13 protein-coding genes are annotated in these 16,022 nt (G+C 39.3%); 5 read left to right on the plus strand and 8 right to left on the minus strand.

Features of this window, described 5'->3' with window-relative positions:
* Positions 1 to 12: 12 nt before the first annotated feature.
* The 5 genes from mutS to AC2S94_RS01710 form a co-directional block, all read right to left on the minus strand.
* Positions 13 to 2,592: a DNA mismatch repair protein MutS gene (gene mutS / locus AC2S94_RS01690; protein ID WP_484630886.1), complete on the minus strand. Its 2,580-nt coding sequence runs from the start codon at positions 2,590 to 2,592 to the stop codon at positions 13 to 15.
* Between the two features lie 125 nt (positions 2,593 to 2,717).
* A complete protein-coding gene (locus AC2S94_RS01695) occupies positions 2,718 to 4,550 on the minus strand; it encodes an ABC transporter ATP-binding protein (RefSeq protein ID WP_484629785.1) in 1,833 nt (610 codons plus the stop codon).
* Between the two features lie 181 nt (positions 4,551 to 4,731).
* Positions 4,732 to 5,292: a Pycsar system effector family protein gene (locus AC2S94_RS01700; RefSeq protein WP_484629786.1), complete on the minus strand. Its 561-nt coding sequence runs from the start codon at positions 5,290 to 5,292 to the stop codon at positions 4,732 to 4,734.
* A 32-nt stretch (positions 5,293 to 5,324) separates the two neighbouring features.
* Positions 5,325 to 5,657, minus strand: coding sequence for a hypothetical protein (locus AC2S94_RS01705; protein ID WP_484629787.1), 333 nt, complete (start codon positions 5,655 to 5,657; stop codon positions 5,325 to 5,327).
* 102 nt (positions 5,658 to 5,759) lie between these two features.
* Positions 5,760 to 6,191 (minus strand): hypothetical protein, encoded by a 432-nt coding sequence (locus AC2S94_RS01710; RefSeq protein ID WP_484629788.1) that lies wholly within the window; start codon positions 6,189 to 6,191, stop codon positions 5,760 to 5,762.
* A 159-nt stretch (positions 6,192 to 6,350) separates the two neighbouring features.
* Here AC2S94_RS01710 and AC2S94_RS01715 point away from each other — a divergent pair, with 159 nt between their 5' ends.
* Positions 6,351 to 6,896 carry an RNA methyltransferase gene (locus AC2S94_RS01715; protein ID WP_484629789.1) on the plus strand — a complete coding sequence of 182 codons (546 nt, stop codon included), beginning with the start codon at positions 6,351 to 6,353 and terminating at the stop codon, positions 6,894 to 6,896.
* Here the strand turns inward: AC2S94_RS01715 and folK are convergent.
* Complete coding sequence (gene folK, locus AC2S94_RS01720) at positions 6,893 to 8,029, minus strand: 2-amino-4-hydroxy-6-hydroxymethyldihydropteridine diphosphokinase (RefSeq protein WP_484629790.1); 1,137 nt, start codon at positions 8,027 to 8,029, stop codon at positions 6,893 to 6,895. The two genes, AC2S94_RS01715 and folK, sit on opposite strands and share 4 nt — an antisense overlap.
* A gap of 154 nt (positions 8,030 to 8,183) precedes the next feature.
* On the opposite strand from folK, the gene AC2S94_RS01725 reads away from it, so the two are divergent.
* Both AC2S94_RS01725 and AC2S94_RS01730 read left to right on the plus strand, forming a co-directional pair.
* Entirely contained in the window at positions 8,184 to 8,840 is a 657-nt protein-coding gene (locus AC2S94_RS01725) for a queuosine precursor transporter (protein WP_484630887.1), read from the plus strand.
* A 33-nt stretch (positions 8,841 to 8,873) separates the two neighbouring features.
* On the plus strand, positions 8,874 to 11,579 hold the full coding sequence (locus AC2S94_RS01730) for an AsmA family protein (RefSeq protein WP_484629791.1): 2,706 nt from the start codon (positions 8,874 to 8,876) through the stop codon (positions 11,577 to 11,579).
* 51 nt (positions 11,580 to 11,630) lie between these two features.
* Here AC2S94_RS01730 and AC2S94_RS01735 read toward each other — a convergent pair whose 3' ends face one another.
* Positions 11,631 to 12,428, minus strand: coding sequence for a DUF2797 domain-containing protein (locus AC2S94_RS01735; protein WP_484629792.1), 798 nt, complete (start codon positions 12,426 to 12,428; stop codon positions 11,631 to 11,633).
* A gap of 113 nt (positions 12,429 to 12,541) precedes the next feature.
* On the opposite strand from AC2S94_RS01735, the gene AC2S94_RS01740 reads away from it, so the two are divergent.
* Together AC2S94_RS01740 and AC2S94_RS01745 are read left to right on the plus strand one after the other, a co-directional pair.
* Positions 12,542 to 14,053, plus strand: a complete 1,512-nt coding sequence (locus AC2S94_RS01740) for a GH3 auxin-responsive promoter family protein (protein ID WP_484629793.1) — start codon at positions 12,542 to 12,544, stop codon at positions 14,051 to 14,053.
* A gap of 11 nt (positions 14,054 to 14,064) precedes the next feature.
* A complete protein-coding gene (locus tag AC2S94_RS01745) occupies positions 14,065 to 14,661 on the plus strand; it encodes a sugar O-acetyltransferase (RefSeq protein WP_484629794.1) in 597 nt (198 codons plus the stop codon).
* 57 nt (positions 14,662 to 14,718) lie between these two features.
* Here the strand turns inward: AC2S94_RS01745 and hemL are convergent, their stop codons facing one another.
* On the minus strand, positions 14,719 to 16,008 hold the full coding sequence (gene hemL, locus AC2S94_RS01750; RefSeq protein ID WP_484629795.1) for a glutamate-1-semialdehyde 2,1-aminomutase: 1,290 nt from the start codon (positions 16,006 to 16,008) through the stop codon (positions 14,719 to 14,721).
* Positions 16,009 to 16,022: the final 14 nt, after the last annotated feature.

A 16,022-nucleotide genomic window follows, 5' to 3' on the forward strand; every position in this document is an offset into this window, starting at 1 on the left:
CCCTTCCATTGATCAATGTTTATTGTTAATTGACAACATTCGTTTGATCTCATTCAGTTTCATCAAAGCTTCCACCGGGGTGAGTGTATCTATATCTATCCCCAGCAATTCTTGTTTTAGGTCTTCAAGCAACGGATCGTCCAAATTGAAGAAGCTCAATTGCATTTCGTCTTCTGCCGACTTCTTAAGAATTTCTCCTGAATCTTCCATGGAATGTGAAGCTTCCAGCTTTGCGAGGATTTTGTTCGCCCGGAGCAGCACCATTTGGGGCATCCCTGCCATCTTCGCTACATGTATTCCAAAACTGTGTTCACTACCACCCGGAACAAGTTTCCGCAGAAATAGAACATTATCCTTAAGCTCCTTTACCGAAACATTGAAATTTTTAATCCTATCAAAAGTCTCGCACATTTCATTAAGCTCGTGATAATGCGTCGCAAATAAGGTTTTAGGTTTTGCCGGGTGTTCGTGCAGGTATTCGCTAATCGCCCAGGCGATGGAAATCCCATCGTATGTGCTAGTCCCTCGTCCAATTTCATCAAGCAACACCAGGCTTCTATCTGAAATATTATTCAGAATACTAGCGGTTTCATTCATTTCTACCATAAAAGTAGATTCACCCATCGAAATATTATCGCTTGCTCCTACCCTGGTAAAAATTTTATCTACCAGTCCGATCTCTGCTGCCGTTGCCGGAACAAAACTTCCCATCTGGGCCATCAGCACGATCAGGGCGGTTTGTCTTAAGATTGCCGATTTACCACTCATATTAGGCCCGGTGATCATAATGATCTGCTGTTCTTCCCGGTCCAGATGTAAATTATTGGTGACATAAACTTCACCCGGAGGCAATTGCTTTTCAATCACCGGGTGCCTTCCATCTTCGATTTCCAAACAATAAGAATCTGAAATTACCGGCTTAGAATAATTCTCTGTTTGCGCCTGTTGCGCGAAAGAACAAAGGCAATCTAGCCTGGCGATCAACCTGGCATTTTGCTGAACAGGATCTATATATTCACCCATCCACGCTACCAGTTTCCCAAAGATTTCCTGTTCTAATTGCAAGATCTTCTCTTCGGCTCCCAGGATCTTAGACTCATATTCTTTCAACTCCTCGGTGATATATCTTTCGGCATTTACCAGGGTTTGTTTACGAGTCCATTCCGCAGGAACTTTATCTTTATGCGTATTCCTTACTTCAATATAATACCCGTAAACATTGTTATTACCAATTTTGAGAGAAGAGATTCCAGTTGTTTCGGTTTCCCTCTGGATCATATTATCCAGGTAATCTTTTCCGGAAAATGCAATATTTCGCAGATCATCCAGCTCTTTTGAAAAGCCTTTGGCGATCACGTTACCTTTCTGAACATTTACCGGTGCATCCTCACTAATACTTTCTGAAATCTTTTGTCGCAGGAGATCGCAGCCGTGCAGGTTATCACCAATTACTTTTAGAGCTTCATTATCGCAGTTTGACGCCAGTTCTTTTACCGGAAGTATCGCGTTCAAAGAATTTTTCAGCTGATTGACCTCACGCGGACTAATTCTTTGTGTGGCTACTTTGGAAATAAGTCTTTCAAGATCGCTGATCTCTCGAATCTGATCCTGGATATTTGCCAGGATCTCCGGATTTTTAATTAGAAAATCAACCACTTCCAGCCTTTTATTGATCATTTCTGAATTTTTTAAAGGAAGGGCCAGCCATCTTTTGAGGAGTCGGCCTCCCATAGGCGAAATAGTCTTATCAATAACATCCAGAAGAGTTACAGCGTTGGCCGCGGTAGAATGATATAGTTCCAGGTTCCTTATGGTAAACCTGTCCATCCATACATATTGCTCTTCTGCAATACGATTTATGGAAGTAATATGCTGAAGCCTGTGGTGCCTGGTTTCTGCCAGGTAATACAGAACGGCTCCGGAAGCGATCACTCCTTCTTCAAGGTGATCTACTCCAAAACCTTTAAGAGATTTGGTTTGAAAATGGGCATTCAGGGTTTCCTCGGCATAATCTGTTTTAAAGATCCAGTCGTCCAGGTAGAAACAATGCATGTCTTTCCCGAAACTCTCGTTGAATTCCTTTTTATATTTCTTTTGAACCAGTATTTCACTAGGTGAAAAATTCTGAAGTAGTTTATCAATATATTCTATGTTTCCCTGCGCGCACAAAAATTCACCGGTGGAGACATCCAGGAAGGAAACTCCAAGGATCTTTTTTCCGAAGTGAACGGCGCAAAGAAAATTGTTCGATTTACTCTGAAGGATATCATCGTTCATCGCTACACCCGGAGTGACCAATTCGGTCACTCCCCGTTTTACGATAGTTTTGGTCATCTTGGGATCTTCCAGCTGATCGCAGATCGCCACACGCTGACCAGCCTTCACCAGTTTAGGCAGATATGTATTCAGTGAGTGATGTGGAAATCCTGCTAATTCTGTCCGCTCTCCACCGTTATTTCGATTGGTAAGAACGATATTTAGAATTCGTGCGGCCTTTACCGCGTCTTCTCCGAAAGTTTCATAGAAATCCCCAACTCTGAAGAGCAACATCGCATCAGGATATTTAAGCTTGATGCTATTATACTGCTGCATTAAAGGAGTTACTTTCTGGGATTTTTTTGCTGCCAAAATGAAGGATTTTTATCGATCGCTAAAGTAAGTAAAGTATCGCATTTAAGTAAAAGCGATATTCGGCAATTTTCTAACCTCTTTAAATTTTACTGGTATCCCGCAGCCTGTAAATTAAAAAGTTCAGCGTAGAGCTTATCATTTTCCATCAGCTCCAGGTGGGTGCCAATTTCAAGCACCGCCCCATCTTTTAGAACCATGATCCTATCTGCAATACGCACGGTGCTGAACCTATGAGAAATGATCACCGCGGTCTTGCCTTCGGTAAGTTTGATAAAACGTTGGAAAGCCTCCGTTTCTGCACGAGCGTCCAGAGCGGAAGTAGGCTCATCTAGCACGAGCACCTCAGCATCTTTCATATAAGCCCGGGCTATCGCGATCTTTTGCCACTGTCCACCGGAAAGATCCTTTCCATGCTTGAATCTTTTACCTAATGGCTGGTCATATCCCAAGGGAAGATCTCCAACAACCTCCTGCGCAAGACTTTTTTCTGCAGCGCCATCTATTCTTTCCTGGTTCCCGATCTCCTGAATTTCACCCATGGCGATATTCTCCCGCAGCGTTAGTTCAAATTTCACGAAATCCTGAAAGATCACTCCAAAATACTGTCTGTAAGCCGCCTGGTCATATTTAGTGATTGGTATTCCGTCCAGAAGAATTTCTCCTTCGGTGGGTTCATAAAATTGCAAAAGTAATTTGATAAGTGTGGTTTTACCGGCACCGTTCTCTCCTACGAAGGCCAGCTTCTCGCCTGCTCTCAGTTCAAAATTGATATTTCGCACCACCCATTTTTCAGACTTTGGGTATTTGAATCCAACATTTTTAAACTCAAAGCCTTTTTTAATTTTCTCCGGAAGATCAAGTTTTCCATCCACAGAACTTTCTTCTAAAGCCAGGTCAAGAAACTCAAAATAATCCTGAAGATATAGTGCACTTTCCGTGATTGCCGTGAACCTGGTGAAAAACCCCTGTAATTTTGACCTAAGCCTGTTGAAAGATCCTGAAAGAAAAGTAAGGTCACCTAGGCTGAATATCCCGGCCACCGTTCTGAAAATTATAAATATATAAGCGCCATAATATGCGGCAGTCCCAATAACATTGAAAAATGAACCCCATCCCGCGCGTTGCTTAGCCAGACTTTTACTTTGTAAATAATATTTGTCTGAAAGTCCCTTGAACCGATCGGCCAGGTAATTGGACAAACCAAATAGTTTAACCTCTTTAGCCGTCACATCGCTGGCACCCGCATATCGCAAATAATCGAGTTCCCGGCGTTCTTGCGTCCAGCTTCTCGCCAGCGAATAACTGGTTCCGCTGAATTTGATCTCATTGATGATCGTCGGGATTATGGATACCACCAGAAGAATGATAAGCCAGGGTTCAAAAGCTACCACCCCGGCAAGCAGGGAAATTATTACGATCACATCTTCTCCCTGGGTTAAAATATTCGACATTAGTCCAACTCTTCCCGTAGTTTGTTGCCTGGCTCTTTCTAGTTTATCGTAAAATTCAGAATCTTCCAGCTGATCAAGATTCAATTCTGAAGTTTTCTTGATAATTTTTACTGATGTATCGATGGAATATTGATCTCCGAGCAAGGCATCGCTAAGACTAATTCCCCGGCTTAAAAGATCTGAAATAATGGCCAGTCCAAATTCTGCAGCCACCAATATCCACAATCTGTCAAGATCCTTGGATTCAGCAGATATCTGGATCACCACTTCATCAATGATTAGTTTTCCCAGCCAGAGCATCACCACCGGTAAGATCGCATTCAAAATTCTTCCAAACACATTGGAATAGAATAAGAGCGGGTTGACTTTGCGTATTTCCTGGAAGAATCTGGGAACGAATTTCAGGGAAGAAAAGCTTTCCTTAAAATTGATATTATTGGTTTCAAAAGATTTTTTAGGTCTGGGCAAATTTTCAGATTTAAATTCAGCGCAATTTAAGATAATCTCAAATTCAGCATGTTCTATGTCGGACGACCCCAACATTAATTTCAAAAAAAATGACACCACTGTGGTGCCATTTTTCGCTTCAACTAATTAACAAAATAATACTTGGTTTTATCTAGCATTTATCATTTCCACTAGCGTCCAATTAAATAAATGTGGCGATCACATAATAAACCACGATGATCAATAAGAAAATAAATTGCACAGCCAGGAATTTCAGCGCTTTTTGCACATTTCTGAATTTAAGGTTTGCGATCTTTGCGTTGATAAAAATCTGCTGACCCAATTGATCAAATAACTGATCCTCATCTATACTGATCGAAAAAAAGGTTTTTGAAAATTCTTTGATATCTCCAAATTTGGTGATCACGTCACCGAAAAAGAAGATATTCTTATCATATTTAGACTCTATCCTGGGCATAAAACACCGGATGCTAAAATAGATCGAAGCCACCGCACAGCTAAACCAGGTCGCCAGCAACAAATAAATGATCGTATCATTATCAAAATGATCCAGCACTAGATTAATATTCTGATAAACAAAATTGAGCAGGATCCCGTAAAATGAAAGGATCAAACCTGCTTTGATCTCTGAAGCTTTTATAAGACTGGAAACGTAACTGATACTCCCCCAGTAATGGTCAATAAGATCATCTGTATGCTTATTCTTTAAATGCTGAGAGGGTTTATTTTTTGGTTGGTCCATAGGCCACTTCAGGATTATGTATGCTCAAAATATTAATAAAGAATATTGTTCAGGATTTTATCCAGAGTATTCTCCATCTGGTTGAATTTTTTATCAGAAAAGAAAACCTCGAACATCTCTTTTCTTAATGCAACCAGCTCTTTATGCGAATATTCGTGAAGCACGAGATTATCCTGAATCTTCTCCAGGCTTTCATCTTCGCTGTCTTCCAAAAATTCGTGGTAAAGCCGATCAAAAGTTTTTCTGTCGGTTTTGTTTTTAATCACCTCCAGTTCCTCATCGGTAATATTGGAATCGGCGTTTGCACAAAGCATTAAAATATAGATCTGAAGTTCAGATTTTGACCAGTGTTTTTGCTCTTTCATAAAATCCTGTTTGGTTGGTTGTGTTGATGAAAAAATTCTGGTTATTTCGGTGCTAAAACAGATGGGATTGGGAAATCCCATCTGTTTTAAAATTTTTATTTTTTATTCCTTCCTCGCCATAGTATTATCCCAGGCCTCTACGTAAGAAAGGAATTCCTCTAATTTGGCCATGGCCTTATCCTGGCCACCGGCAATCTTCGCCATAGAAGTCATCCATTTTACATCACCTGGGGTGGTTTTCCAGTTCAGGGTTTCGATTCCATCTTCCATATCCCAGATCACCATCATATCATATTTTCCCATTGGGAAATTGTAGGCTACCGGCGGATCTATCCCTGCATCTTCATCTGCCTTGGCAAAATAATTATTGATGATGCCCATGGCAGGATCTTTTTTCATCGGCTTAAATTTGATGTAAGAAATGCTAACCCATTGTGGATTCTCATACTTTTCAGCCTTCATTTCCTGTGAAAAGCTGAAACTGCTTGCAAATAGAAATACAAAAACGGCAATTGTTGTTTTGAATAATTTCATAATGATTGGTTTTAGTTAATAACTGAACCATAACAAAAACAAGCATTTGTGTAAAATAGGGGGAAATATGAATTCTAATTTAGTGAAAAAATTATAAAGTTTTGACTTACAGTTAATTATATGATTAAAAATAACTGACCAAATTTCTATTTTTGCGGTATGGAAAAGAGAAAACTACGCAATAGCGAACTGGACAGGAAAAGTATAAATGAGTTCAAAGAAGCTAAAAAAACTCCGATCATCATTGTCCTTGATAATGTAAGAAGTCTTAACAATATTGGTTCTGTTTTTCGCACGGCCGATGCATTTCTTATCGAAAAAATATATCTCTGCGGAATTACCGCCCAACCACCACACAAAGACATTCAAAAGACTGCACTGGGCGCGACTGAAACTGTTTCCTGGGAATATGTTGAAGATTGTCTCGAACTTGTACAGCAATTAAAAGACGATGGAATTAAAGTTTATTCGATTGAACAAGCCGAGGGCGCTACCATGCTGAATGATTTCACCCCTGAAAGCGATAATAAGATCGCAGTAGTTTTTGGTAATGAAGTGAAAGGTGTTCAGCAAAAAGTGGTATCTGAAAGCGATGGCGTTATAGAAATACCGCAGCTTGGAAGCAAACATTCGCTTAATATCTCAGTAAGTACGGGAGTAGTTTTGTGGGATCTTTTTTCCAAGATGAATTCAGAAAAAGCCTAATTCGCAGCTTTATCAATTTCTGATAATAGCCATAGATAATCCTTGCGGTTAGAGACAAAATCCAGACCTGAAATATCGATCACCTGGACTTTCATATTGCTCTGGGATTTGATAAAATTAAGGTAGCTCTTATTGATATTGATGAGATATTCCGGTTGAATATTCTGTTCGTAATCACGTCCACGTTTTTTGATATTCTCCAATAATCTTTCCGTATTTTGATACAGGTAAATGTAAAGTTCAGGCTTTACCAGCTCTTTATACATTAGATGAAATAGCTTGTGATATAAAGAATATTCATCTTCATGCAGGGTAATTTTGGCAAAGATCAGCGACTTGAAAACATCGTAATCTGAGATCACAAAATCCTTAAAAAGGTCGTATTGTGCCAGGTCATCTGAAAGTTGCTGGTATCTGTCTGCCAGGAAAGACATTTCTAAAGAGAAAGCATAACGCTCCTTATTTTCATAAAATTTTGGTAGGAACGGGTTATCCTTGAACCTTTCTAAAATAAGCTTGGCATTGAAATCTTCGGAAACCATCGTAGAAAAACTGGTCTTTCCCGCGCCGATATTTCCTTCCACCGCAATATAATTACAGGCTGGGAAATTATAAGAATAAGCAGGTTTTTTCAGCGTTTCCGTAGTTATAGATATTTTGGAAGTATCTGCCGTTTCTTCTAATAACTGGCTGATCTTTTTTCCAGAAACCGGGTGTTTTTCATGAGCTGCAATATCATTTAAAGGCTGTAATACAAAACCACGGTTAGGAATTCCGGGATGTGGCACCTTTAGAGAATCTGTTTCGATCACTTTATCCTCAAATAGAAGAATATCGAGATCTATAGTCCTGTTCTGGTAATTTTCAGCATCGGCACGCTCTCTTCCCAGTTCAGTTTCTATTTGTAAAAGCTGGCGCAGAATTTCCTCAGCTTCCAGTCTTGTAGAAACCGATATACAAGAATTCAGAAAAGAATTTCCTTCAAAACCCCAGGCCGGAGTTTCATATATCTTTGAAATCTCGTCGATCCAACCAATATTTTCATGTATCTTTTGAAGGGCTTGTTGCATGAAACCAAGGCGGTTACCAAGGTTACTTCCCATTGCTATTATTACGGTTTTAGGGGATTTCAAAGCGGATTAAGAAAATTTTAATAGGTAGCGCCAAATAATTTCACAGCAAATTAAGCAAAACAAAAGCACATACTCTTAATTTTGATTAAAGACTTAATAACAAAATTTGGCAAAACACTACCTGAAAGATAAGCTTAAGGCTCAGCAAATTTATATGGTCCTAAGCGCTCTTTTTATCGCTTCCCTGGTTGTATCTAACCTCATCTTTCAAAAGTTTTTCTCCTGGGATTTTTTCGGATTATACACTTTTGAAATTTCGGTTGGGATATTGCCTTATCCGGTAACCTTTTTAATTACCGATATCATCAGTGAAGTCTATGGAAAAAAGAAAGCGAACCAGGTAGTAACCACGGGGATCTTCGCATCGTTCTTTTCATTATTGATAATCTTTGTGGCAGATGCAGTTCCGGCAACAGGGTGGTCGCCAATAAACAACTCCCTATTTGAAAAAGTGTTTGGAGCAACTGCTATTGCTGTTTTTGCATCCATGGTGGCTTACTTATTGGCTCAATATATAGACATACACCTGTTTCATTTCTGGAAAAGGTTAACGAAAGGAAAACACTTATGGTTGCGAAATAATTTTTCAACCTTTCTTTCGCAGTTCGTAGACACATTTTCGGTCTTGTTTTTGCTCTGTAGCTTTGGAAAGATCGATTGGGAATTATTTGGCGGACTGCTACTTAGCGGATTTTTATTCAAAGTACTGGTTGCCGCGTGTGATACACCATTTTTATATGCAGCAGTTTACGCATTTAGAAAACGCTTTGATCTTAAACCCGCTGAAGAGCTCAAATTTGAATCGGCTTAAAATTGATCAACAATAATTGTTATAATAATTAAGATGAAAAAGGCTTTAAAAATTTTTGGATTTATCATACTCACTATTATTATTCTTTTGGTAATAGCTCCTTTTGTTTTCGAATCACAACTGAAGGATCTCGTTAGAAAAACCCTGAACGAAAATCTCAATGCACAGGTAGATTTTGAAGATATCGACCTAAGCATGTTCAGGAGTTTTCCGCAGGCAACGCTGGTGATCGAAGATCTTAGCATCATCAATAATGAACCATTTAAAGGCGATACGCTAGCAACCGGTGAAGAAGTTACCCTGGAAATGTCTGTTAAAGAACTTTTCAAAAGCAGCGCGGAGGCAAAAAAAATAGATCAGCTTACCCTCAATAATGCTTTTATCAACATAAAAGTTGATTCGCTAGGGAACAATAATTACGATATCGCCATTGCAGATACCGCGACCACGAATTCAGAAAGTACTCCTTTCAGTCTTGATCTTAAACATTACGAGATCAATAATTCCAGGTTAAAATATAATGATGAACAGGCAAAGATCGGTCTGGAAGTTAAAAATCTGAATCACGAAGGAACAGGAGATTTTTCTCTGGATCAGTCTGAATTAGATACTTATTCTGAAGCATTGGTTTCACTGGATTACGATGGTGTGAATTATCTAAATCAGAACCAGGTAAGCCTGGATGCTGTCTTTCAGATGGATCTGGAAAATATGAAATATACGTTCCTGGAAAATGAGGCGAGGGTAAACCAGTTGCCATTGACCTTCGATGGTTATGTTCAGGTGAATAAAGAGGATACTGAAATGGATATCACCTTTAAAACACCTTCATCAGACTTTAAGAACTTCCTTGCAGTGATTCCCGAGATTTACGCTAAGAATATCGAGGACGTGGAAACTAATGGAGATTTTATAGTGAACGGTAGAATCTTCGGAAAGACAGATGATACGTATATCCCAAAATTGGATATAAAAATCACTTCCAATAATGCCTCTTTTAAATATCCAGATCTTCCAAAAAGTGTTCAAGACATAAGTCTGGACATGGAGATAATAAACGATTCCGGGCTTGCTGAAGAAACTTATATCAATATAAATAATGCGACTTTTAGAATAGACCAGGACAGGTTTTCTGCAAATGGTAACATCAGCAATATCACAGAAAATATGCTGGTAGACCTTGCTTTAAAAGGAACGGTGAACCTGGCTAATTTGAGTCAGGCATATCCCCTGGAGATGGAACAGGATCTTAACGGACTTCTTACCGCAGATATCCAGACGAGTTTTGATATGAATTCTATTGAAAATGAACAATATCAGAATGTAAAAAGTAGCGGTAAAGCTTCGATCAGGGATTTTAAATACAGATCACCTGAAATTCCAAATGAAGTTCAGATCGCCAATGCTGATATGAATTTTAACCAGGGAAATGTAAATGTTCCAAATTTAAAAATGACCACAGGTAAGACTGATCTTACTGCATCGGGAACCCTCCAGAATTTGATGGGATTCTTATTTACAGACCAACAATTAAAGGGTAATTTTCAGGTGCAGTCGAATACCTTCTCCGTAAACGACTTTATGGTCGCTGAAACTGAAGAGATCACTACTACAGATGAGGAAGGCAGGGAGCAAACTGTAGCAAAAACTACCGGAAAGGAAGCGGTAAAAGTTCCTTCTTTTCTGGATATGGAATTAAGATTTAATGCGAATACGGTTCTTTACGACAACCTGGAATTGAAAAATGCTAAAGGGCTATTGGTGATAAGAGATGAAACCGCCAGGCTTCAGGATATTTCCACGAATATTTTCAATGGAAGCATCGGTCTGAATGGACTGGTTTCAACTAAGAATCCAACTCCCGTATTCGAAATGGACCTGAATTTGAATTCACTGGATATCGCTTCATCTTTTAACGGATTGGAATTAATGCAAAATCTTGCTCCTCTGGCAAGTGCTATTGAAGGAAAACTTCAGTCTACTTTAAATATAAAAGGTAATTTGAATGACGACCTCACGCCTCAGTTGTCTAGTCTAGTTGGGAATGCGCTGGCTGAACTCCTAACAGCAGAGATCAATCCGGAAAAAGCAGCTTTACTAGCAAAACTGGATAGCCAGCTGAACTTTATCAATTTTGAAGATATAGATCTAAGTAAGTTAAAAACCAAACTGACTTTTAATGACGGAATGGTGCAGATCGCTCCAATGAATTTTAATATCAAAGGCATTGATTTCCAGGTAGCCGGAAGTCACGGGTTTGATATGAATATGAATTATGACCTGAAACTGGACGTTCCTGCCAAATATCTCGGATCTGAAGTGGGCAGCACTTTAGGAAAGCTTAGTGGTGAAAGCATTGAAAATACAACGGTAGAACTTCCAATTGGAATTACCGGTACTTTTAATAGTCCGCAGATCAAGTTGGATATGCAACAAGCGGTAAATAATCTTACTCAGAAAGTGGTTGCCCAGCAGAAGAAAAATCTTGAAAATAAAGCCGTAGATGCGATCAATGACATTCTGCAAGGGAAAAGAGATCCAAACAAACCTTTTAATAAGAATGATACTACTGCGGTAAATACGCAAAAAACTGATTCTACATCGGGAAATACGCCGATCACCAAAAGAGATTCTATAAATCAATCTCAGCAGAAACAAGTGCAGGATGCAGCAAAAAATATTCTGGGAGGTATTCTAAAGAATACAAAGAAGAAGGCCGATACAACATCAAATAATTAAAATAAAAAAGCAGTCTGTAGAAGACTGCTTTTTTATATTTTTCACTTAAAACTAAACGGCAACTTTTAATTCAACGACCAGACCTTCATTTCCTCGCACGTTGAAAACCGTACCGTCTTCAAAGATCAAATACTGACCTTTAATTCCTTTTAATATTCCTTCATAAAAAGGATTTTTTTCTAGGTTCAAGGATTTTACTTTCTCCGGAAATTGCTTCACCGGAAATTTTATTTCCGTTTCCTTATTACTGGCGATATAATATTCCCGTGCCTCTTCCGGGATAAATTCTTTCAGTTTTTCTCTCTCCTCTTCCAGGTTAAGATCAACAATATCGTTGGTCAACATCTTTCTCCAGTTCGTTTTGTCTGAAACATGATCTTTTAAAGCAACTTCTGTAATCCCTGCCAGATACCTGTTCGGAACCTCAACGATTTCAATCGCCTCATGTGCTCCCTGGTCTATCCATCGTGTTGGCACCTGATTTTTACGGGTGACTCCAACTTTTACATCGCTGGAATTCGCCAGGTAAACTATATGTGGCTGTAACTGCGCCCTCTTTTCATATTCCAGGTCACGATCTTCTTCATCCAGATGTGCTTTACTCAGCTCAGGTTTCATTACCCAATCACCTGCCTGAGGAATCGAACTAAAACAATCATAACAAAATCCCTGCCTGTAGATCTTCTTTTCCAGTCCGCAATTCAAACACTGATACCTCAAAAAGTTCAGGCTTATCTTTTTATCTATCAACTGGTTGAAATTGATAAAATCATTATCCCAGATTAGATAATACTGAACCACATCAGTGATTTCGGTCCTCATTTTCCTTAGAACTCCTTCGTATCTCATTTAATTTTTTGTTTTAAGACTGAATGAAATTTTTGCAGGCTTCAAAGTTTCGATTATTTTTAACCAAATAACCGAGCGCCCTTTAAATATAAGCGTTAAAGATAAGAAGAATAATGCCAATTCCATTAGTTAACTCGATAGCCTCATGGTTTCTTAAGAAGAGAATTCATCAGATGGAATTGTTCATTAAATATCCTAATGAAGTCCAAACCGAATTACTTAAAGAACTTCTTTCAAAAGCAAAAAACACCGAAATTGGTAAGCGTTATAACTTTTCCGAGATCAATTCTTACGAAACTTTTAGGCAGCGTGTTCCAATTCAGAAATATGAAGATTACCAGGACGTAATAGAGCGCAGTAGAAAGGGGGAATCGAATATTTTTTGGCCAACACCTATCAGATGGTTTGCAAAATCCAGCGGAACTACCAGCGCAAAAAGTAAATTCATCCCGGTAAGCCAGGATTCTTTGGAAGAATGTCACTATGCGGCCGGTAAAGATCTATTATGTATCTACCTGAATAATAATCCGCAGTCACAAATGTTCACAGGAAAAAGTTTAAGACTTGGAGGCAGCAAAGAGCTATACCAGGAAAATGGAACATCTTACGGAGACCTTTCTGCAATTCTCATAGATAACATGCCTTTCTGGGCAGAATTTAGCAGTACGCCGAGCAATGAAGTTTCTTTGATGCACGACTGGGAATATAAAATGCAGGCCATCGTTGATGAAACCATCAAGGAAAAAGTAACGAGTCTTGCCGGAGTTCCAAGCTGGATGCTGGTCCTGCTCAATAATGTACTTGAAACTACAGGTAAGCAAAGTCTGTTTGAAGTATGGCCTCACCTGGAAGCTTATTTTCATGGTGGTGTAAGTTTTGAGCCTTATGCATCGCAATATCAGAAGATCCTGCCAAAAGAAGATTTCCGGTTTTATGAGATATACAATGCTTCTGAAGGATTCTTTGCCTGTCAGGATCATAATGATACCAAAGACATGCTTTTAATGCTGGATTATGGTATTTTCTATGAATTCATCCCGATGGATAATTACGGAACCGATGAAGAGGTTGCCATCCCGCTTAGCGAAGTTGAAATTGGCAAAAATTATGCTGTGGTGATTACCACCAATGCCGGGCTGTGGAGATATAAGATAGGTGATACCGTGAGATTCACTGATGTGAATCCTTACCGCATCAAAGTTTCCGGAAGAACCAAGCACCATATCAATGTTTTTGGGGAGGAATTGATCATAGAAAATGCGGAATCAGCGCTTAAAAAAGTTTGCCTGGTCACCAATTGTGAGATCATGGATTATACGGTCGCGCCTATTTTTATGGAAGGGAAAGAAAAAGGTGCTCACGAGTGGATGGTTGAATTTAAAACACCTCCCAGAGATTTTGACAATTTTGTAAAACAACTGGATCTCGCATTACAGGAAGTGAATAGCGATTACGAGGCTAAACGTTATAATAATATGACGCTGAATATGCCTAAGATTCACCAGGCCAGAAAAGATCTTTTTTATGACTGGCTTAAAAAGCATGATAAACTTGGAGGGCAGCATAAGATTCCAAGACTTTCCAATTCCCGCACCTATCTGGAAGAACTGCTGAATATGTCTTAATATTAGTACCTATGGCTACAGAAAAAGAAAAAATGCTTTCCCAAAAGCCATATATCCCTTCTGATGAAGAACTTTCCAAAGAGCGTATGTTTGCTCAAACAACCTGTTTTAAAATAAATTCTACTTCGCCGGAATTAGTTGAAAATCGGAATGAGTTACTAAAAAAATTGCTGGGATCTACAGGAGAAAAATTCTATATAGAGCCGCCTTTTAATTGCGATTACGGCTACAACATTTCAATAGGAGAAAACTTTTACTCAAACTATAATAGCATAATCCTCGATTGTGCTGAAGTCAAAATTGGAGACAATGTAATGCTAGCTCCCAACGTGAGTATTTTCACCGCCGGTCATCCTCTAGATGCTGAAAAAAGAAATCAGGGTTGGGAATATGCAATTCCCGTAACTATTGGCAATAATGTCTGGATAGGCGGCAATACGGTAATTAATCCCGGAATTAATATTGGCGATAATACTGTAATTGGTTCGGGTAGTATTCTAACCAAAGATATTCCATCAAATGTGATCGCTGTGGGAAATCCGTGCAAGGTGATCAGGGAGATCACCGAAGATGACAGAGAATTCTATTTTAAAAAACGAAAATTCTAGAAATAGAAAATCCGGAAAACTTTCGCTTCCCGGATTGTATTATTAGTATGAAATTTTCTATAAATCTTTACTTACCTTATCTACGGCAGCGATCGTTTTGTCGAGATCCTCGTAAGATAATGCATCGCTAATGAACCAGGTCTCATAAGCACTTGGAGCGATATAAATTCCGTTTTCGAGCATTCCATGAAAGAATTTATTAAACGTTCCTAGGTTCGCAGATTTAGCCGCAGAATCAAAATCTGATACCGGTTCCTTACCAAAATGAACCGAAATCATGGAGCCCATCCTATTGATCGTGAAATCAATATTATTTTTAATCAGAACTTCCTCCATTCCATTATGCAGGTATTCAGTTTTCTTTTCAATACTTTCAAAGATCTCTCTTTTACTATCCAGTTCGGTCAGCATAGCTAAACCAGCTGCCATCGCAAGGGGATTTCCGCTTAAAGTCCCTGCCTGGTATACAGGGCCAATTGGTGCCAGGTAATCCATGATTTCATTTCTTGCAGCAAATGCTCCTACCGGCAATCCACCGCCAATAACTTTCCCGAAGCAAACAATATCAGCATTCACTCCAGCTCTCTCCTGAACTCCTCCCGGAGCAAGCCTGAATCCCGTCATCACTTCGTCAAAAACAAGCAAAATTCCAGTCTCGTCACAGATCTCTCTTAATCCTTCCAGAAATCCTTTAGCGGGAGGAATACATCCCATATTTCCTGCCACCGGCTCTAAAATAATACAGGCGATCTCGTCCTTATTGGCTTCAACAAGTTCTTTCACATTATCAAGATCATTATATTTTGCCAGCAATGTATCTTTTGCAGTGCCCTGGGTTACCCCGGGGCTATTGGGTGTGCCAAAAGTAACTGCACCACTTCCGGCCTGGATGAGGAATGAATCACTATGCCCATGATAACAACCAGCAAATTTGATGATCTTTTCCTTTCCGGTAAACCCGCGGGCAAGACGAACTGCGCTCATACAAGCTTCCGTTCCCGAATTTACCATCCTTATCTTATCGATATTAGGAACCATTTTTACTGCCAATTCAGCAATTTTGGTTTCAATTTCAGTAGGCGTTCCAAAGGAAGTTCCCTTTTTTGCCTTTTCTATGACCGCATCTATCACCGGCTTATGCGCGTGACCTAGAATTAGCGGCCCCCAGGAATTGATATAATCAATTAATTTATTTCCGTCTTCATCATACAGATAAGCGCCTTCAGCTTTTTCAACAAAAATTGGCTCTCCACCTACCGCTTTAAATGCTCTCACTGGAGAATTCACTCCGCCGGGAATAACCTTTTGCGCATCTGCGAATAACTGACTACTTCTCTTATAAATCATAAATTATTTTTTCA

This window comes from Christiangramia pacifica (genome assembly GCF_057221535.1).